General features: G+C 35.1%; 16 protein-coding genes and 1 other annotated feature. Of the genes, 8 read left to right on the forward strand and 8 right to left on the reverse strand.

Annotated features, from left to right (window positions below; genetic code table 11):
• Positions 1 to 648 precede the first annotated feature (648 nt).
• From NEH75_RS11840 to NEH75_RS11850, 3 genes are all read right to left on the reverse strand, one after another.
• Positions 649 to 1,110: a universal stress protein gene (locus tag NEH75_RS11840; RefSeq protein ID WP_055306024.1), complete on the reverse strand. Its 462-nt coding sequence runs from the start codon at positions 1,108 to 1,110 to the stop codon at positions 649 to 651.
• Between the two features lie 123 nt (positions 1,111 to 1,233).
• Positions 1,234 to 1,644, reverse strand: a complete 411-nt coding sequence (locus NEH75_RS11845; RefSeq protein ID WP_055306025.1) for a YrvL family regulatory protein — start codon at positions 1,642 to 1,644, stop codon at positions 1,234 to 1,236.
• Between the two features lie 55 nt (positions 1,645 to 1,699).
• On the reverse strand, positions 1,700 to 3,811 hold the full coding sequence (locus NEH75_RS11850) for an alpha-amylase family glycosyl hydrolase (RefSeq protein ID WP_238581315.1): 2,112 nt from the start codon (positions 3,809 to 3,811) through the stop codon (positions 1,700 to 1,702).
• A gap of 213 nt (positions 3,812 to 4,024) precedes the next feature.
• Here NEH75_RS11850 and NEH75_RS11855 point away from each other — a divergent pair, with 213 nt between their 5' ends.
• Positions 4,025 to 5,062 carry a DUF2600 family protein gene (locus tag NEH75_RS11855; protein ID WP_055306027.1) on the forward strand — a complete coding sequence of 346 codons (1,038 nt, stop codon included), beginning with the start codon at positions 4,025 to 4,027 and terminating at the stop codon, positions 5,060 to 5,062.
• A gap of 103 nt (positions 5,063 to 5,165) precedes the next feature.
• Here the strand turns inward: NEH75_RS11855 and NEH75_RS11860 are convergent, their stop codons facing one another.
• Together NEH75_RS11860 and NEH75_RS11865 are read right to left on the reverse strand one after the other, a co-directional pair.
• On the reverse strand, positions 5,166 to 5,729 hold the full coding sequence (locus NEH75_RS11860) for a class I SAM-dependent methyltransferase (protein WP_055306028.1): 564 nt from the start codon (positions 5,727 to 5,729) through the stop codon (positions 5,166 to 5,168).
• 1 nt (position 5,730) lies between these two features.
• Positions 5,731 to 6,687 carry a TIGR01212 family radical SAM protein gene (locus tag NEH75_RS11865; RefSeq protein ID WP_055242341.1) on the reverse strand — a complete coding sequence of 319 codons (957 nt, stop codon included), beginning with the start codon at positions 6,685 to 6,687 and terminating at the stop codon, positions 5,731 to 5,733.
• A gap of 228 nt (positions 6,688 to 6,915) precedes the next feature.
• Positions 6,916 to 7,136, forward strand: a binding site (T-box leader).
• A 424-nt stretch (positions 7,137 to 7,560) separates the two neighbouring features.
• Here NEH75_RS11865 and leuS point away from each other — a divergent pair.
• Complete coding sequence (leuS, locus tag NEH75_RS11870; protein WP_055306029.1) at positions 7,561 to 9,996, forward strand: leucine--tRNA ligase; 2,436 nt, start codon at positions 7,561 to 7,563, stop codon at positions 9,994 to 9,996.
• Positions 9,997 to 10,077: 81 nt separating this feature from the next.
• Here leuS and NEH75_RS11875 read toward each other — a convergent pair whose 3' ends face one another.
• Positions 10,078 to 10,380: a YuzF family protein gene (locus NEH75_RS11875; RefSeq protein WP_144436943.1), complete on the reverse strand. Its 303-nt coding sequence runs from the start codon at positions 10,378 to 10,380 to the stop codon at positions 10,078 to 10,080.
• Between the two features lie 468 nt (positions 10,381 to 10,848).
• Here NEH75_RS11875 and NEH75_RS11880 point away from each other — a divergent pair, with 468 nt between their 5' ends.
• Complete coding sequence (locus NEH75_RS11880; RefSeq protein ID WP_055305543.1) at positions 10,849 to 11,109, forward strand: hypothetical protein; 261 nt, start codon at positions 10,849 to 10,851, stop codon at positions 11,107 to 11,109.
• Between the two features lie 237 nt (positions 11,110 to 11,346).
• Positions 11,347 to 11,721 carry a hypothetical protein gene (locus NEH75_RS11885; protein WP_262948923.1) on the forward strand — a complete coding sequence of 125 codons (375 nt, stop codon included), beginning with the start codon at positions 11,347 to 11,349 and terminating at the stop codon, positions 11,719 to 11,721.
• 41 nt (positions 11,722 to 11,762) lie between these two features.
• On the opposite strand, the gene NEH75_RS11890 is transcribed toward NEH75_RS11885, so the two are convergent.
• Positions 11,763 to 12,587, reverse strand: coding sequence for a Cof-type HAD-IIB family hydrolase (locus NEH75_RS11890; protein ID WP_055305545.1), 825 nt, complete (start codon positions 12,585 to 12,587; stop codon positions 11,763 to 11,765).
• Positions 12,588 to 12,804: 217 nt separating this feature from the next.
• Here NEH75_RS11890 and clpB point away from each other — a divergent pair, with 217 nt between their 5' ends.
• The 4 genes from clpB (at position 12,805) to NEH75_RS11910 (ending at position 20,298) form a co-directional block, all read left to right on the forward strand.
• Entirely contained in the window at positions 12,805 to 15,393 is a 2,589-nt protein-coding gene (gene clpB, locus NEH75_RS11895; protein WP_055242331.1) for an ATP-dependent chaperone ClpB, read from the forward strand.
• A 267-nt stretch (positions 15,394 to 15,660) separates the two neighbouring features.
• Positions 15,661 to 16,026 (forward strand): hypothetical protein, encoded by a 366-nt coding sequence (locus tag NEH75_RS11900; RefSeq protein WP_055275934.1) that lies wholly within the window; start codon positions 15,661 to 15,663, stop codon positions 16,024 to 16,026.
• 658 nt (positions 16,027 to 16,684) lie between these two features.
• On the forward strand, positions 16,685 to 18,490 hold the full coding sequence (locus tag NEH75_RS11905) for an ABC transporter ATP-binding protein (protein ID WP_262948925.1): 1,806 nt from the start codon (positions 16,685 to 16,687) through the stop codon (positions 18,488 to 18,490).
• A 2-nt stretch (positions 18,491 to 18,492) separates the two neighbouring features.
• Entirely contained in the window at positions 18,493 to 20,298 is a 1,806-nt protein-coding gene (locus NEH75_RS11910) for an ABC transporter ATP-binding protein (RefSeq protein WP_055305547.1), read from the forward strand.
• A gap of 101 nt (positions 20,299 to 20,399) precedes the next feature.
• Here the strand turns inward: NEH75_RS11910 and NEH75_RS11915 are convergent, their stop codons facing one another.
• Entirely contained in the window at positions 20,400 to 20,828 is a 429-nt protein-coding gene (locus NEH75_RS11915; RefSeq protein WP_055242322.1) for a DUF3899 domain-containing protein, read from the reverse strand.
• Positions 20,829 to 20,842 lie beyond the last annotated feature (14 nt).

Genomic DNA, 20,842 nt, shown 5'->3' on the forward strand with positions numbered 1-20,842 from the left:
ATTATCTCCTACTCGATTTATATTTTTACTCCAAAAAGCACAGATATCAGGCATTTAATGATAAAAGATAAAGGAGGAGGCCCAATATTCTTCGGAAATCTTTCATGATGGGCCATCTTTTTATTGGAATGCTCCGGCTAAATGGGCCGGTTCTATTAATCATGCATCAATGCACGATTAATCCCATGTGCTTCGCATTCCGTTTAGATGTCCCACACTTTTATTTCGATACTTTTGCAAAATGAATAAAGGTATTTTCTCGTACAAGAATCTCCTGATGATTATAATTATTTTTATAAATTAAGTAATGAAAAGATGTATGGATAGAGTAGAGATATACTAAAAAATGCTCAATATGTTTATGAATTATTTTTTAAAATAAAATAATAGGTTAATGGTTCTAAGGAACACAGGCGTCAGGCATTTAATAAGAGAATATAAAGGGTGTGGGCCATCTTTTTATTGGAATGCTCTGGCTAAATGAGCCGGTTCTATTAATCATGCATCAATGCACGATTAATCCCATGTGCTTCGCATTCCGTTTAGATGTCCCACACTTTTATTTCGATACTTTGGCAAACTATCACTTTATATTTTGAATATGAAAAAAGCTGTATCTTATAGATACAGCTAATCTAGATTTAAAGGTTATTTTTTTCCGCCGTTGCGGATGACGTTGACGTCGCATTTTGCGTGTTTTACGATATCAAGTGAGACGCTTCCGAGTAAGAATCGGTCAAAGCCTGATTTGTTACTTGCTCCACAAACGATTAAATCAGCTTCATAACCTGGAGCGATCACTTCAGCAATCGCAAGCCCTGGTGATGAACTGTATGTTTGGACGATTTCAACCTCTTTGATTCCTGCTTTTTGAGCCTCTTCTTTATATTTTTCTAATTCCTCATCCATATAGCTTGAGAAATCTTGTTTGAAAATGTAAGTCGTTGATAACATCCCCGATGGATCAATCGGTGTGTAAATAATGGTGTTCTTTTTAATATGACAAAGTGTTAATTTTGCATTGAATGCTACCGCAGTTTCAACAGCAGATTTAAAGGCTAGTCTAGACTTGGCACTATCATCAACGGCAACTAAAATGTTTTGATACATAATAGGCTCCTCCCCTTTTGGTAACTTTTTCTATCTATTTTTATTATACACAAACTTCAAATGAAGCGCTACCAAGTTTCACCTTTATTTGGTATATTATTATTATATAAAAAAAAGGAAACTTTATGCTTCCTTTTCCTCGTTTGTATTCATTTCGAGGACGGCAGTAAATAGAAGAATAAGTATCGCAAAGATGATTTCGCCACCTGTTGAGAGAGAGACTCCCTTGAAGTACTCGTCAACAAAGTGAGTAATAAGTAGCGTCATAAAAAAATCTAAGATATAACGAAAAAGTAATCTTTTTTTACTTGTCCATGAAAAGAGGGTGGCAAACCCATCGACAGCCATTCTTCCTATATACTCAGCTAATAAATCAAAGATGGTAATCATAGCGATAAAGAAAAGAATATTCCAACGACTATGATACTGAATCCCACTAATCCATAACATCGCAATTAGTGGAATGGTAATTATTAAAATCAATAAGGTACTCCCAATACTATAAAGAGCCACCTTTAGTACGCGATCTGACATAAAATCTCTCCTACAATAAAAAAGGTAACACCGTGAGATGTTACCTTTTATTATATCATAGTTTAATAATTTTAACTTCACCAGGTTGTAGGTGAACACGTAAATTACGATTACCATCAAATTCATGAACTTCACGTTGCCATTCATGAGTTGAGAATAATAAAGAACCTGTACACCAAGTATTCCCTGATTGAGTACGTAAATCCTCTAAATGAACTGTCACATCAATTGGAGAATACATATCAGTGCTTGCTACAATGATGAAAACATTGTTATTGTAGTGACCGCGCTTTCCTTCCTCAATGTATCCAAATCCAATCGCAGGGTCACTTAAGTAATCAAATCCAAGCGATACAAAGTTTTCAAGTTTCGTAAAAGTACTTAAGTGATCTTTGCGGATTTTTGAAACAGCTTCTAGTGTATCTGGTAACTCCCAGCGCATATGATTCAGATAATGGATAGCGAATTTATCAAAGAGTGCAAGCTTTCCAAAGTAACGATCGTTGTGCGGTAACACATATTGCTCATAGTTACGGCAATCAAGACCTGTATTCATCGGTTGAATTTCATAAACTTCTTGTCCAGAGTTAATGAATGGAACTCCATTTGGCATGAACATGTTCATAACGGTTAACATTTTAGATAACGTACGTCCGCCTTCACGTGCAGCTAAGCGAGGGGTATCATGAGTTTCTCCTCCAGCAAACACAGGACATGGTAAGTGACGTGAATCATACATGAATTTGTGTGTACGATGCTCATACGTACGAGGTTCTTGGAAGAATCCATAACCGATAATCATGTTATATCCGTTATCGCGTGATACTTTTGCATTTTCATCTTGTAGCTCCTCAGCGATGAAGCAGAAGTCTGGATCGTTCGTACGTGCATTGGCAATGATACGATGGATGAGTTCAGACGGAAGAGCATGTCCCATATCGATACGAGCCCCATCAATTCCATAATTTTGTTGATAGAATGGAATAATGTTAGATAAAGTTGCCCATAATCCTTCGTTAATGATATTTCCTTTATATAAATTTGATTTAATTGTATCAAATAAGATATAAGGTGGTAACTCTTGTCCGCCTAAGTATTTTTGGCTTTCCACCGGATGGTCCATATACATACGGAAGAACGTGACATCTGTCCATGGTGGTTGCACATCATTAATATGATCTGAGAAGGCTGGTGCAACAGTTAAACCGAATTCACGGCTAACTAAATCTAAAATAGAAGCCCCTGGTGTTTGGCGATATTCTTCTACCACGCGCTCCCATTTTTCAGGATCAATGATGTTTGGTGCATATGAGAATTTATGAATATGATTCCATACTGCTTGTGATGAATACACATAAGGTAAATATTCTGGTTTCGGTGATAAGGTACTTCCGAGTCCTGGAACATATGGTGGATAATACTCGTGGAATGTATCGGTATATACCCAATAGAACCAATCCGGATGTTCTAAAATTAAATCACTTTCAACTGAATTTGTTCTAGGGATGATGTCAATCATCACTTTCATATCTAAAATATGACAAGCTTCAACAAATGCTTGGAATTCTTCCTCAACAGTTAACTCTGAACCTGTCATGTTATCTTTTAAGCTAGGATCGATTTCAAAGAAGTTGCAAACTCCATAAGGTGATCCTAATTCACCTTTTTTATCTTTTAATGAAAATTTTGAAATTGGGAGCATATAAACTGTATCGACTCCCATTTTCTTTAGTAATGGAAGTAATGCTAATGATTTTACGAATGTCCCTGTTTCATTTAAATCGTATAAGTTATGGTTCTCTAAATCTCCACTTCGGTCATGGTCCCAAGCTGTCGATGTTCGAACCATCATTGAATAAACCACTGAATCTTTAATCCAGTCTCCCCCTAAATAGCCTGGTTTAGCTTCATATGATTGCTTGATTTGACTTAGCGATTGATTATAGTTAACGTCGTCTTTAGCCTGAGGCAAAATGTAGGATTGGATCACTTCACTATAGAAGTTGTATGGATTAACGATGAGTTCCCCCCAACTAGTACGCACCATTTCCTCTCCTTGATAGTTCCATGCATTCCATAAATCAGGAATGGCATAGTTATAGACGTCGTTTTTATGATCATGTTTTTTTAGAACATGTAGTAGTTTTTGTAATTTGCTTCCCCTCACTATTTATTCCTCCTTTTCCATAAATACACAATCATTATAACATCTACATTTGTAAAAAAGTAGAAAACTAAGGGGAATAGGGAAAGGTTGTAATCGGTTACGTCTGTCGAAAAGAAGAGGTTTCTGTAAGAATGAATGACATTTCAGTCAAATGATGATTGAACGCTGGAACCTTGGTCTACACTATAGAGGTATCGATTGAGAGGTGAAAACATGTTCTATCCAGCCTTAATGACAGCTTTTTATAAATCGTATCAACCTAAGACGAAATCATTTTTAAGTTTATATGAACAACATGCGCAACAAATTACCGATCCGAAATTAAAGAAAGAAGCGTTAGCGAGTCTTTCAAAAAAAGCTTTTCATTGCTATGGAGCATCTTTTTATGCAGCCTTAGTAAGTGAAGAGTATCAAGCCGATTATTTAAAATTTATGACGGCTTATCAGACGATGTGTGACTATTTAGATAATTTAGTCGATCAAACAAATGTTATTAATGAAACGAATTTTCGTCGTTTACATCAGTCGTTATTAGATGTCTTTAAACTAACTCCTCATGCCTCAAATTATTATCAGTATCAAACACAGCAACTCGATGGAGGCTATTTGAATATGCTTGTCCGCTTGTGCCAAGAATCATTAAAAAAGATTCCTCACTATTCGCTTTATGCTTCTTGGCTTGGTCGCTTAGCTGGATTGTATGTAGATTTACAAGTTTATAAGCATTTAAAAGTGTCAGAGCGGGAGGTTCGATTAATTCAATTAAGCAGTCAGCAAAAACGATTAGCAGGTGATTTAACTTGGTTTGAGTTTGGGGCAGCCTGTGGTTCAACACTTGGAATTTTTACGATGGTGGCTTATGCGATGAATCAAGACCGTTATCAAATCCAACCTGAGTGTATTTTTCAAGCAATGTTTCCAGCGGTGCAAGAACTTCATATTATGCTTGATTATCTAATTGATTTAGAGGAAGACATCGAAGAGGGAGAACTTAATTTCTTTTCTTATTATCATAACTTTGAAGAGGGAATTTATCGGATTCTTGACGTTTACTACGAGGCCCAACAGCAGATAAGGCTCTTACCGGAGAAAGGATTTCATCAAACGATTAATGATGGACTCTTCGCATTATACTTAGCAGAAGGTGTGAAGAAAAATCCTCAACTTCGTATCGTTCAAAAACAAATCATCAAAAAACTCGGTTTTCGTTCCCGCTTTTTATTCCATCATACGAGAAAGTTTGTAAAGTAATCATGAATGTATAGGTATATGGGGTAGTGGTATTTTCTGAAGTTTTATTTCTTTTATCATTACAAATTAAGGAACAAAAAAAGCTACTGTTAAAGTAGCTTTTTTAATGTAGTTTTTCGATGGCGACAATGAATGGAGCCGTTGGTCGGTTAATGAATTGGTACGTTAAGACTTGAGTTGTTTTAGTATCTAGTGTTTCAAAGCACTGTTCTAAATAGTGGCGTTCCACTTTTCCCTCCTCATGTCCGTGATACACCACTAAAATAATAATTCCATTTTTCTTTAATAAGCTTAAAATGTCAGTGACAGCTTTCCATGTCGTTTCACCATGAGTCGTAATACTTTGATCACTACCAGGAAGGTAACCTAGATTAAAAATCGCCGCGCTAATTGGTTGTTGCACATAATTTAGGACATGTTGATGTCCATCATGAATTAAAGTTACATGGTTAATATCAGCTTCTTTTAACTTAGTTTGCGTACTTTGAATGGCTTCTTCTTGGACATCAAAGCTATAAACATGGCCTGACTTACCAACAATTTCTGCTAAAAATAACGTATCATAACCATTACCAGCTGTTCCATCAATCGCAACATCACCTGGTTTTAAAGCTTTTTCTAATAAATTTTTTGAAAAGGGAAGAACGCGTTCTAATGTCTGTGCCATCTTAGTTTTCCTCCGGTTTTTGATAAAGTCGTCCTTGGTAAGTGTTACGCTCTTTTAAACGATCATCAATTGCATTTAAAACTTCCCATTTTTTTAAACTCCACATCGGTCCAACTAATTCTTCACGAACGGCATCACCTGTTAAACGATGGATAACCATTTCAGGGGGTAAGATTTCTAATTGATCAACGACTAAGTCGATATACTCATCTTTCTCCATAAGTGTTAACATCCCTTTGTCTAACATTTTGTGCATTGGTGTTCCTTCAATGACGTGAAGTAAATGAATTTTGATTCCTTGGACATCAAGTCCCGCTACAGCTTTTGCAGTCTCTAACATCATTTCATGTGTTTCACCTGGTAATCCATTGATGATATGAATGATGACATCGATATTTTTCGCGCGAAGTTTGTTAACGCCTTCGACTAATGTTTGATAATCATGTCCGCGGTTAATTAGTTTTCCTGTTTTGTCATGCATCGATTGAAGCCCAAGTTCTACCCATAAATCGACTTCTTTGTTTAATTCACCTAAGTAGTCGACGACATCATCTGGTAAACAGTCAGGACGTGTCCCAATTGAAAGAGCGACAATATTTGGATCACATTCTAAAACGGCTTCATATTTACGTTTTAAGACTTCAAGCGGGGCATGTGTATTTGAGAAGGCTTGGAAATAGGCGATGTATCCTGCTTCAGGCCATTTTTGATGCATCATCTCTTTGACTTGATTAAATTGAGTTTTTAAATTGTCTTCTGGATTTCCAGCAAAGTCACCACTACCTTTGGTACTACAGAACGTACATCCACCGTATTTAACCGTTCCATCAATATTTGGACAAGTAAATCCAGCATTAATCATGACTTTGAAGATTTTTTGGTTATATTTTTCACGTAAATGATAGTTTAATGTATGGTATCGTTTATCAGCATAGCTGTATGGAAACGGATTGTTCATCTATCTATTCCTCCTGTTTTTAGTATGTTCTTTTTATCAAATCAATCACGAATGCATCATTTAAGATAGTCCTTTAAAATGATGAGGATTGTTGTATGTTGTTTGTTTATCGTCTTTTATTTTATCATAGATGTGAATTAGTGGCACGAGATATTGTTTTATGACGTTTTTTTATAAAAAATCTTGTTTTTTGTGAAAGGTTTGATATAATTTTTCTAGAATAAACTTATATGAACCGTGAAGAGGACTAGTAGTAAGTTGGGACTATTGTAGAGAGCGAATGGTTGGTGCAAATTCGTATAGAACACTTATGAACTCACCTCGGAGTTGCAATTGTGAAATTTAAGTAATGATTGCCGTATTCTTGCGTTAAAAGATGAGAGAGGTAAGAGACTACTTTTTTTAGACTCTTGCAACTAAGGTGGTACCGCGTAATTTACGTCCTTAGAATAGAAATATTCTAAGGACTTTTTTTGTTAGTTCAACGATCTGCTTTAGTGGATTAATTCAACTATATGTATAGCGAAGTAGTTGGACTCTTAGCTTTCCCTCCTTTGATGGGAAGAGGGTGTTCTCTTTAACTTTTTGAGTGAGGGATAAAAGATTTTTCTTACCCCATCTTTATTAAAAAGAATAAGATATAGGTTTATGGAATTTAATCCATTATTTTGTATTAATGAATAATTTATATCGATTCGTCACAAATTATTCATAATATTTGGTTTTATTTTAGTGAAGTGTTTACTTCATCATTTAAGAAAAGAAAGCAGTATTTAAATTTTCTTAATGAATAGTAGACTCACCTACAAATTTAAGATTACCCCAGCAGTGGAGGATACCTGCTTCGCAGGCCGGGGGCCCGGAGGTAGAATTATGGCATTTGATCACAAACAGATTGAACAAAAGTGGCAAAATTATTGGCTAGAAAATAAGACATTCAAAACGTCTGAAGATAAGTCAAAACCTAAGTATTATGCATTAGATATGTTCCCTTATCCATCTGGAGCGGGACTTCACGTCGGTCATCCAGAAGGATATACAGCAACTGATATTGTTTCTCGTATGAAACGTATGCAAGGGTACCGTGTCTTACATCCAATGGGATGGGATGCATTCGGTTTACCAGCTGAGCAATATGCATTAAATACAGGAAATGACCCTCGTGAATTTACGGATATTAACATTAATACATTCCGTAAACAAATTCAATCATTAGGATTCTCATATGATTGGGATAAAGAGTTAAATACAACCGATCCAAAATATTATAAATGGACACAATGGATTTTCACCCAATTATATAACATGGGATTAGCTGAAATTAAAGATATTGAAGTTAACTGGTGTGAAGGGTTAGGAACAGTTTTAGCAAATGAGGAAGTTTTAAATGTTGATGGGAAAATGGTCTCTGAACGTGGGGAACATCCTGTAATCAAGAAACCAATGAAACAATGGGTGCTTAAAATTACACATTATGCTGAACGATTACTTGAAGATTTAGAAGGGTTAGACTGGACAGAAAGCATTAAAGATATGCAACGTAACTGGATCGGTAAGAGTGAAGGAGCGTTAATTAACTTTAAAGTTAATGGAACAGAACATTCATTTGATGTGTTTACAACACGTCCTGATACGGTATTCGGTGTAACATACGTTGTTTTAGCACCAGAACATCCATTAGTAAATGAAATTACAACGCCTGAATGTAAAGAAGCGGTTGTTGCTTATCAAGAAGCTGCAAAAGCAAAATCTGATTTAGAGCGTACAGAATTAAATAAAGAAAAATCAGGTGTGGCAACAGGAGCTTACGCAATTCATCCAATTACAGGAGCTCAAGTTCCAGTTTGGATCGGAGATTATGTTTTAGCAAGCTACGGAACAGGAGCTGTTATGGCAGTGCCTGCACACGATGAGCGTGACTACGAATTCGCTAAGAAATATGACTTAACAATTAAGCAAGTCATTGAAGGGGATATCACAGAAGGTGCCTTCACTGGAGATGATGCTCACATCGAATCAGACTTCATTAATGGAATGAACAATGCAGATGCTAAAGCTGCTGTTATTGAATGGTTAGAAGCAAACGGTGCTGGATCTCGTAAAGTTAACTATAAACTACGTGACTGGTTATTCTCTCGTCAACGTTATTGGGGAGAACCATTCCCAGTGATTATGTGGGAAGATGGAACAATGTCTGTTTTAGAAGCCGATCAATTACCACTTGAATTACCAGTGATGGATAACATCAAACCATCTGGAACAGGTGAATCTCCACTTGCTAATGCAAAAGAATGGTTAGAAGTTGTACGTGAAGATGGAGTAAAAGGTCGTCGTGAAACAAATACAATGCCACAATGGGCTGGAAGCTGCTGGTACTACATTGGCTATATCTTAAAACAAGGTGAAGACTATGTTGGATTAAATACAGAAGAAGCCAAACAATTATTAAAAGAATGGTTACCAGTTGATTTATACATCGGTGGAGCAGAGCATGCTGTATTACACTTATTATACGCTCGCTTCTGGCATAAAGTATTATTCGATTTAGGAATTGTTGAAACAAAAGAACCATTCCAACGTTTATTCAACCAAGGAATGATCTTAGGTGAAAACAATGAGAAAATGTCAAAATCTAAAGGAAACGTTGTAAATCCAGATGATATCGTTGAATCTCATGGAGCAGATACATTACGTTTATACGAAATGTTCATGGGACCACTTGATGCAGCTATCGCTTGGTCAACTGAAGGATTAGATGGAAGCCGTCGTTTCTTAGATCGTGTGTGGCGTTTATTCGTGACTCCAGAGCACACATTAGCTGAAAAAGTAGTCGCTGAAAACGATGGAAAATTAGATAAAGTTTATCATGAAACAGTGAAGAAAGTAACTGAGGATTATGAAAAATTAAGCTTCAATACTGCGATCGCTCAAATGATGATCTTCATCAATGAATCATATAAAGCAACAAGCATTCCACGTGAATATGCAGAAGGATTTGTTAAATTATTAAATCCAATCGCTCCGCATATGACAGAAGAAATCTGGTCGGTGCTTGGACATGAAGGAACTGTTTCATATGAAGCATGGCCAACATATGATGAAGCAAAATTAGTATCGGATACCATTACAATCATTGCCCAAGTTAACGGTAAGTTACGTGCCCGTATCGAGGTAGCTGCTAATATTTCAAAAGAAGACATGTTAGAAACAGCGATGGCACATGAAAATGTTCAAAACTTCGTTGCTGGAAAAGAAATTGTAAAAACAATTGCTGTTCCAGGAAAATTAGTTAACATCGTTGTTAAATAATTAGAATAACTATTAAAAGCCCTCTAATCCCACCACTGATTAGAGGGTTTTTTGTTTATTGAAATAAATAAGCGTTAGAAATTATTTAACAGGCATAATCCAAACAATCTCTTTGATACGGATAAAAAATGTATTTCCGTTACTTTCCAAAATTACATGATCAGGTTTAGCGCCAATGAGTTTTCCTTCAATACTTCCTGTACTCATTTGAATTTTTAAAGTTGCTCCGATAACAGAAAATAACGTTTCATAAACAAATAAGTCATAGTAACCTTCTAACTGAACTTCTCCTAAACTTGTCATCAATGATGGCATTTTTGCTTGTGTAGTAGTTGTAGCATTTTGTCTATATGGATATTCATAATTAGATGAATAATAATACATCCCTATCACCTCAGTTAAAACTCATTACAGGATAATATATTTTTGTTTGTCATAAGTGTTCATTTAAAAAGCATTCTCAGTTTTTTGAGAATGCTTTGTGTATAAACGAAAATCACCTGCTCTGAGGGGGCTAGCGTGGTAATAAAATGTATGTAAATTTAAAAAGTAAATTATTATTGAAAGATGTATAAAAGGGTGCGGGTATATCTAATGAGATAAAATTTAAACTAAATTATATCGAAAATTAAGATTAAAAGGATAGGTTACTTAAGAGATAGTATATATCGAGAAGAATTTATTTTTTAGAAGAAAAAATAAATGAGAGATAAATAAGTTTAAGATTGATAGAAAATGATGATCTTCATCAATGAATCATATAAAGTCACAAGTATTCCATGTGAATATGCAGAAGCGTTCGTTAAATTATTAAATCCAATCGCTCCTCATATGACAGAAGAAATTTGATCAATGCTTGGACATGAAGGAACTGTTTCTTATGAAGCATGGCCAACATACGATGAAGCAAAATTAGTATCGGATACCATTACAATCATCGCAAAAGTTAACGGTAAGTTACGTGCTCGTATCGATGTGCGTGCAGGCAGCTCAAAAGAAGACATGTTAGAAATAGCAATGGCACATGAAAACGTTCAAAACTTCATTTCTGGAAAAGAAATTGTAAAAACAATCGCCGTTCCAGTAAAATTAGTCAACATCGTTGTTAAATAATTATTAAATATACATGAAAACTCATGGTTTAAACCATGAGTTTTTTGTATAAATTCCTTTTTATTTGAATATAAATGAAGTAAAGTAAGTCTTTTTGAATTTTTTAGAATATTGTACAATATTTCAACATATATTGTGATGGAAAAGTGTTAAGATGAACAAAAGGGGGATTTATGAATGAAAAGGTGGATTGTTTTAGGGGAAAATTCGACAAAAATGTACCGATTAACTAATTGAATGCATCAAAAGACAGGATTAGAAATAATAAATGGCGATGAAATTATTGAGCATGACAATCGTGAGCAAGCAATAGAGGCTCTATTAAATAATAATGAATGGGTAGTTAGAACAACCTATAATCGGGCACTAACTTTAATGGGGGATGAGGCCAATGGAGTTGTCTTTGTAGATTTTCCGTTATGGAAAAATATTTTAGATGCCATACTGCATTTTAATTTTAAAAGGGTTAAAAAAGCTTTCTACTATAAACGTGTAAAACGTCCATGGGTTCTGAAGAAATTAGATCAGTTTGGAGTAGAAAAACAAGTGATTATTATAAAAAATAGACGTACAATGAGACGCTTTGTTAAAAATTTAACAGTCCCGAATTAAAAGGTCATAAGCTAGTTAAAGCTCATGACCTTTTTCATTATTTATTTTTTAGGTGTTAAGATGTATTCGTGGATGTAGTGAGCAACGCCGCTTTCTTTGTTTGATTTTGTTGTGGTGTTCGCTACTGCTTTTAGTTTATCGATGGCATTATCCATGGCGACACCGACTCCAGCATAGGTTAACATTTCGATATCATTATCTCCGTCACCGAAGGCGATGATATCTTTTTGTTCAATGTTGAAATATTTGGCCAATTTTTCAATCGCTGTTGCTTTATTTGTATTTGATTTAAACACTTCGATAATGTTGACATTATCGCCATCCCATTTGCGGCATGTCACGATGTCACCGTAGTTTTCACGTAAGAAACTCATGACTTTTTCTGGGTATCCCTCTTTAGCTTCTAATAAGAATCCGTTTGGATGTTCGTCTAATGTTTCTTTAAATGGTCCGTATTTCACTGATGTACATGTTTCAATATGGAACCAATCACGAATAGTATCTCCTTGATGTAAGACATATAAGTGATCTTTGTATTCACAAAAGGCATTGACGATATAATCTTTTAATTCTGAATCGAATAAAGTTAAAACAACCTCTGTTGGGATTTGAGCCACAATATCCTCAAAGGTTTCGTCTTCTGGATGATGTATATAAGCTCCATTAAAGTTAATAATAGGTGTATCAAGACCTAACTCTTTGTAGAAGTGTAACGATGCACGTGCTGGGCGGCCTGTTGCAATCACAACGATATGTCCTGCTTCTTTTGCAGCAATTAAAGCTTCTTTTGTATTTGGGTCAAGTGTTTCCCAATTTTGTAATGCAGTTCCATCTAAGTCTGTTACGATTAGTTTCTTTGTTTCCATTAAAACACCTCCGGATAAATATGATAACACAGATAGCGAACAAGTTAAATGAACTTATACAAGATGTGGTAAATTTGTGCAACGTGATTAGTCTTGGCTATTTACAAAATAATAAACACTTACATTTTGGAATTATTAGCACTCTTATTGACTGAGTGCTAAAACAAGAGTATAATGATAGTATCATCATAGATGATGAAGAAATGGAGTGAGAATCATGAATATTAATAAAATGACTGAAAAGCTACAACAGGGCTTAGTAAATGCACAGTCTCTTGCAACTTCATTACATCACCAAGAGATTGATACCCCGCATTTATTAATGTCCTTATTACAAGACCATGACGGATTAGCCGCTCGTGTTTTTACAAAGGCAGGCTATCCGATTCAAGAGATATTACAAGAATTAAAACAAATTTTAGATAAAAAGCCAGCTGTTACTGGAGCAACAGGTGATCCATACGTTTCAGCAGATTTAAATCGTGCTTTATTAAAAGCAGATGATTATGCTCGAGCTTGGAAAGATGATTATTTATCAGTGGAGCACGTCTTGCTTGCGATGCTCGAATCAAAAGATTATCAAATGAAGCAATTAATAAAAAAACATCAGATTAATGAAAAGCACTTAAAAGAAATTATTTCACAGATAAGGGGGAATTCACGCGTGATGACACAAAACCCAGAAGCAACTTATGAAGTCTTAGAAAAATACGGACGTGACTTAGTAGAAGATGTAAAATCAGGAAAAATTGATCCGGTTATTGGTCGCGATGAAGAGATTCGTCGTGCGATTCGTATTTTATCTCGTAAAACAAAAAATAACCCGGTGTTAATTGGTGAGCCTGGGGTTGGTAAAACTGCTATCGTTGAAGGGTTAGCTTGGCGTATTGTTCGACAAGATGTGCCTGAAAGTTTAAAAGATAAAGTGATTTTTGAATTAGACTTAGCCGCTTTAGTTGCCGGTGCTAAATATCGTGGTGAGTTTGAAGAGCGTTTAAAAGCGGTATTGAATGAAGTTAAAAATAGTGATGGACGTATTATTTTATTCATTGACGAAATTCATACCATCGTTGGAGCAGGACGTACAGATGGTGCAATGGATGCAGGGAACTTATTAAAACCATTATTAGCTCGTGGTGAATTACACTGCATTGGTGCTACAACATTAAAAGAATATCGTGAGTACATTGAAAAAGATCCTGCCTTAGAGCGACGTTTCCAAAAAGTTCAAGTTAATGAACCAACAGTCGAAGATACCGTTTCAATCTTACGTGGATTGAAAGATCGCTTTGAAGTACACCATCGTGTTAGTATTTCAGACCGTGCGATTGTAGCAGCTGCGACATTATCTGATCGATATATTACGGATCGTTTTTTACCAGATAAAGCCATCGATTTAATTGATGAAGCGTGCGCAACGATTCGTACTGAAATCGACTCGTTACCAGAAGAGGTGGATCGCATTAGTCGTCGTGTGACTCAGCTTGAGATTGAAGAGGCGGCTCTTAAAAAAGAAAAAGATGAGAATAGTAAACAACGTCTAGAGGCGTTACAAAAAGAATTAGCGAACTTAAAAGATGAATTAAATGTTTTAAAATTACAGTGGGAAAAAGAAAAACAAGCGATTCATGGTGTGGCGGATCTAAAAAAAGAATTAGAAGGGGCACGTCGTGCATTAGAAGATGCCCAAGCACGTGGCGAATATGAAAAAGCAGCCGAATTACAATATGGAAAAATCCCAAGCTTAGAAAAACAAATTGCTGAAGTTGAAGCGATGCAACACGATGAAGCAGGGAAAGAAAATCGATTACTTCGTGAAAATGTCACAGAAGAAGAAATTGCTGAAATTATTTCGCGTTGGACAGGGATTCCAATTGCGAAACTCGTTCAAGGTGAACGTGAAAAATTATTAAATTTAAAAGAAGAATTAAAACGTCGTGTTATGGGACAAGATGATGCCATTGATTTAGTCGGTGATGCCATTATTCGTGCACGTGCTGGAATTAAAGATCCACATCGTCCAATCGGTTCATTCTTATTCTTAGGGCCAACTGGGGTTGGTAAAACCGAAATTGCTAAAGCATTGGCGGAATTCTTATTCGATAGTGAAGAACATATTGTTCGTATTGATATGAGTGAGTATATGGAGAAACATGCGGTCTCTCGTTTAGTTGGAGCGCCTCCAGGTTATGTGGGATATGAAGAAGGTGGACAGTTAACAGAAGCCATCCGTCGTAAACCATACTCAATCGTATTATTAGATGAAATTGAAAAAGCTCATCCAGACGTATTCAATATTTTATTACAAATTTTAGATGATGGACGTATTACAGATTCACAAGGTCGTACAGTAGACTTTAAAAATACCATCATCATTATGACCTCAAATATTGGTTCACACATTTTACTTGAAAACCCTAACTTTGAAGAAGCTCAGGAACAGGTGTTAGAAGTTTTACGTGATTATTTCAAACCAGAGTTATTAAACCGTATTGATGAGATTATTACGTTTAATCCATTATCAGAATCTATTATTTATCAAATCGTCGATAAATTCATTGCTGGATTAAATGCGCGTTTAGCAGAGCAACGTATTACGGTTCGCTTAACCGATGCAGCTCATGCTTATGTAGCTGAAGCGGGATTTGACTCAGTATATGGAGCGCGTCCATTAAAACGATTCATTCAACGTACAATCGAAACAAAACTTGCACGTGCATTAATTGCAGGAGAAATCGAAATGGATACAACGGTTATTGTTGATGCTGTTGATGGTAATATCGTCTTATCATATGAAAAAAATTAATGAATCATGGCTCATAGAGACTTAAGCTCTATGAGCTTTTTATATGTGAGGAACAAAGAAATACAGAGAGGATGAATGTAAAATAACTTAATAGTGTTTAGTATTTAAGATAATTTTAAGGTAAAGGTGTTAAGATGAGATTAACATGGTTTTTCATTAGACGAACTTTGGTCAGAAAAAGCATTTAGTAGGTTGTGTAAATGATTTTTCTATTCCTATGTGATTGGTGGGAAAGAGTAAAATAGTTAATTAAAATAGGAGGCTGTTATGAAGAAAAATAAATTTAAAAGTGTTTCAAAAGTTACGATTGGAGTCTATGTTCTAGCTGTTCTTATGGGTGGAATAGCTTTATATAATGTGTATACATGCTATGATTATATCGCTTCAATCGTTGAGCAAGGATTTGTTATCTCTGAAAATTTAACAGATGTGATTAATTACTATCTTTCAAATGTAACGCCATATGCTTTTTATACAATTTGTTTAGGGGTGATGGGGTATCTTGTTCAAAAAGTTAGCAATCTTGTTGAACTTCAACAATTAAGTGTCGTAGAAATTGAGGAGATCATAGAAGAATCAGAGAATGCAGATGAAGACTATGAGAATCTTTTAAAAGAAATCCAAACACAATAAGAGACAGAAAAAGTCTGAATGGTACAAGGAGTATGATTCAGACTTTTTTAGTTGGATATATTTTTTGATTGAAGCATTAAGAGATGAAGGAATTATTTCATTATCCGAATGTGATAAGAGTGAAAAAGAATATGTGAGGATTTTTATAAAAGCTAGCGAAATAAATTTATATTATAAAATGGAGATAAAGATAGAGTTCTTAACAGCGTGCTATAGCTGTTTATCATCCATTAAAGTAATCCTGGTTTGTTTGGTGATTGTTTTTATGATTTAGGTGATGTTTAATATCATTTTTTATTAAAGTAAGGTTGTCGATGAGACAACTTTTTTTATGCCTTTAGAAGGGAGTGAGTCATTATTCGAATTTTATAAAATATTTAGGTGTTATATATTTCAAAAAATGTAAATCTGTGTATAATGAGTAATTGATGATAAATTTTTATGAAAGGGGGCGAGAATGATGATTATTTTAGCTCATCAAAATCAATTTAAATTTAACGGGGTGACTATTTCATAAAAATAAACTTTGATGTATCGCTTTAGGGGGAGTTGTGCGAACATGTAATCTTATGCTAAAACAAGATTAATTTTTTTATTAGGATTAGTGGTGTAAGAATGGGAATATTTTTTAGCAACAAAGGAAAGTCAGGTGAATGAAGTGAGTGAATTAAAGAGTATTTATCGTTGGCTTGAAGGACAACGTTTAAAGGTATTGGGCGCATTAGTAGCGACAGCGTGTGGGATTATTTTCTCAACCTTAATTCCATTAGTTAACCAAACCGCGATTGATATGGTCATCAAACAAACGACTGAGGGAGAACAAACGATTATTTCAAAAATTGTTTTATCCGTTTCAACGTTCCAAGGTCAATTGTTGATGTGTGGATTTTTAATTATTCTATTTACAATCATTAATGCTTTATTTAATTTTTTAAAGGCCAGATGGTCAGCAGAGGCATCAGAAGATTTAGCGAAAAGTTTAAAAGATAAAATGTACAATCATATTCAACAGTTATCGTTTATGTATCATAAACGTGCCGAAACTGGGGATTTAATTCAACGTTGTACATCAGATATTGATACGATTCGTTTATTCTTATCGTCTCAATTAGTTGAGATGGGGTATTCAATTTTAATCTTTGTGATTATTTTTACGTTTATGTTAACGTTAAATGTTAAGTTTGCCTTAGTTAGTGTGTGTGTGACACCTATCTTATTTACTTTCTGTTTTATCTTCTTTAAAAAAGTTAAAAGCTCATTTCAAGAGGCAGATGAATCAGAGGCTCGGATGTCTACAATGATTCAAGAAAATTTAACTGGAGTTCGTGTGGTACGTGCCTACTGTAATCAAGAGTTTGAAATTGAGCAATTTGAAAAACGTAATTCTGATTACCGTGTAAAAAGTTATGTGATGACCAAGTTAAACGCACTCTTCTGGTCAAGCTCTGATTTTTTAAGTTTATTTCAAATTGCAATTACCGTGATTTACGGAGCGTATTTATCGATAAACGGGGAAATCACACTAGGGACATTACAAGCGTTCATTTCTTATGAATCGATGATTATTTGGCCTGTTCGCCAATTAGGTCGTATTTTAACTGATTTAGGGAAAACCACCATTTCAGCCAAGCGTATTAATGAAGTATTAAGTGAGCCGATTGAATTTGAACAAGGTTTACAAAAACCTGATATTAAGGGAACCATTGAATTTAACCATGTTGGGTTTGAGTATGAAGATCATGATCGCATTTTAAAAGATATTACGTTTAAAGTGCAACGTGGCCAAACGATTGCCATTATTGGTCGTACGGGTTCAGGAAAAACAACGTTAATGAATTTATTGATGCGTCTTTATGACTATACAGATGGATCGATTAAAATTGATGGCGTGGAACTAAAACACATTGATAAAAAGTGGCTACGCCGTCATATTGGAGCTGTGCTTCAAGAATTATTTTTATACTCGAAAACGATTAAACAAAATATTGCGATTGCTAAAAAAGATGCGGTTGATGAAGAGATTCATAGTGTCGCTCAGTTAGCATCGGTCCATCATGTCATTGAGGAGTTTCAAGAAGGCTATGATACGATTGTCGGTGAGCGTGGTGTAACATTATCCGGTGGACAAAAGCAACGTGTTGGAATTGCCCGAGCGCTTATTAATGAATGTCCAATTTTAATCTTTGATGACTCATTAAGTGCTGTCGATACTGAAACAGATATTGTGATTCGAAAAGCATTAAAAGAACGCTCAAAAGATGTGACAACTTTTATTATTGCTCACCGTGTCAGTACGGTAAAAGATGCTGATCAAATTCTCGTGCTAGATAAGGGTCGTATCATTCAACAAGGAACACATGATGAACTGATTCATCAAGGAGGTCTTTACCAGACATTCTGGGAAATTCAAAATGAAAAAGAGGCTGAAGTTTTAAGTTTAGTTAACCAAGGAAGTGAGGTGTAAAGATGGCAAAAGAATTTGATGAAGTAGAATACACCAAAGCCGACCTTGCAACATGGAAGCAAGTTTTATCTTATATGAAGGGTGAGAGACGTGATGTTATTTTACTTTTTGTCTCTGTCATCACATTAGCCATTTTAGATACGATTTATCCGAAGTTAAATGGGATAGTCATTGATCAATATGTTTTAACAGGAAACCTTGAACAACTCCCACTGTTTGCAGGCATTTATTTAGCCTTTATCGCCTTATTCGGATTTATCGTTTGGGCATTTATCTTACTTTCAGATCGATTACAACTAAGTATTAGTTATCAAATTCGAAAAGACGGATTTAAAAAATTACAGGAATTATCATTCTCTTTTTATGATACGTCATCCGTTGGATGGCTATTATCGCGTTTAACATCTGATACGAATCGGATTGGTGGTATTTTATCATGGGGATTAACTGATGCGATTTGGGGAAGTATGGTCATGTTCTTTGTGACGATTTCAATGTTCATGATGAACTGGAAGCTTGCCTTAATCACCATCGCGGTTTTACCCATCCTGGCGGTCGTAAGCTATTATTTCCAGACGCGCATTTTAAAGCAATATCGTCGCGTACGAAAAATGAACTCTAAAATTACAGGAGCTTTCAATGAAGGGATTACAGGGGCGGTCACGACAAAAACGTTGGTGACAGAAGAAGATAATTTAGAAGAATTCAGTCATTTAACAAGAGAGATGCGTGATGGATCAGTACGTGCGTCTGTTATTAATGCCATTTATTATCCAATCATTGTCGCTTTAGGAAGTGTTGGTGTTGCTTTAATTATTAATGTTGGTGGAATGGATGTTTTTAATGGCGATTTATCTTATGGAGACTTAGTTGTTTTCCTTTCATATGCGACGCTATTTTATGATCCAATTCGCACGATTGCGAATTTATTAACACGTTTCCAAGATGCACAAGCATCAGCTGAACGTGTCATCTCATTAATTAATACAGAATCTGATATTATTGATCGACCAGATGTTATTGAAAAGTATGGTCAAATTGGAAATTTGAAAAAAGAGAATTGGGAACCGATTAAAGGAGACATTGAATTAATCGATGTGGGCTTCCATTATAAGACAGGCGAAAAAGTCATGGAACACATGAACTTGAAAATTGAAGCGGGAAATAGTATTGCCATTGTTGGACCAACAGGTTCAGGGAAAAGTACCATTGTGAATTTAATTTGTCGTTTTTATGAGCCAACAAGTGGACAAATTTTAATTGATGGTGTGGATTATCGTGAGCGTACACAAGAGTGGCTCCATTCTCATCTAGGTTATGTTTTACAAACACCGCAATTATTCAGTGGAACTATTAAAGAGAATATTCGTTATGGAAAACTAGATGCAACCGATGAAGAAATTATAGAAGCTGCGAAGCTAGTGAATGCCCATGAATTTATTACCCACTATCCTGATGGCTATGAGACAGTGATTGGAGAAGGTGGTTCGGGCTTATCAACGGGGCAAAAACAATTAATTTCGTTTGCTCGTGCTTTAATTGCTAACCCAGCTATTTTAATTTTAGATGAAGCAACAGCATCGATTGATATTGAGACGGAGAAATTAATCCAAGATGCAATTCAAGTGTTGTTAAAAGATCGAACGAGCTTTATTATTGCTCACCGTTTATCAACGATTGTAAATGCTAATCAAATTTTATTACTTAAAAATGGTGAGATTGCTGAAAAAGGAACTCATGCTGAGCTAATTGCACAAAAAGGTGATTATTATCAACTTTACATGGGACAATTTGAGAAAATTAAATAAAGGGTTATTTGTATAAGTCACGGTGATTTAAAACAAAAAGTTAAATACTATAAGATAAGAGATGAAAAAAGTTCTGACCGATTAGGTTCAGAACTTTTTTGTTAGATATATAGGAATGATAGAATGAAGGTAAAGGCAAGAATGATGATCGTTGACCATAAAAGCTGATTGATGTCGTCCCATTTTTGACTTTGTTTATATTCATAAAATTCTTCGAATGTATGATAAATTTTTTCGCCTGTTTCTTCATCATAATCGTTATTTCTATCTTTTGTATCTTTGATTGACCAGTATTTAGGCAAGAAAAATAGAACATAGCGTTTTGTTTTTTGCCATGAATATTCAAAGGTATAAAAAGTTCCTTGATCGATAATCCATTTGAAGCCATACACACAGAAGAAAAAAAGTGAGACTAGAAATAGAGTATTGATGAGATTTATAGTTGAGAATCCCTGCCAAAGGAGAAAGAAACAAGATAAGCTTGTCATCCATAATGTTGATTTTAAAAAGATATGATATTTTTGTAACATTTTGCCACCACCTA

Origin of the sequence: Turicibacter sp. T129 (assembly GCF_025594975.1) — a bacterium.
In the GTDB taxonomy this organism is placed as follows: domain Bacteria; phylum Bacillota_I; class Bacilli_A; order MOL361; family Turicibacteraceae; genus Turicibacter; species Turicibacter bilis.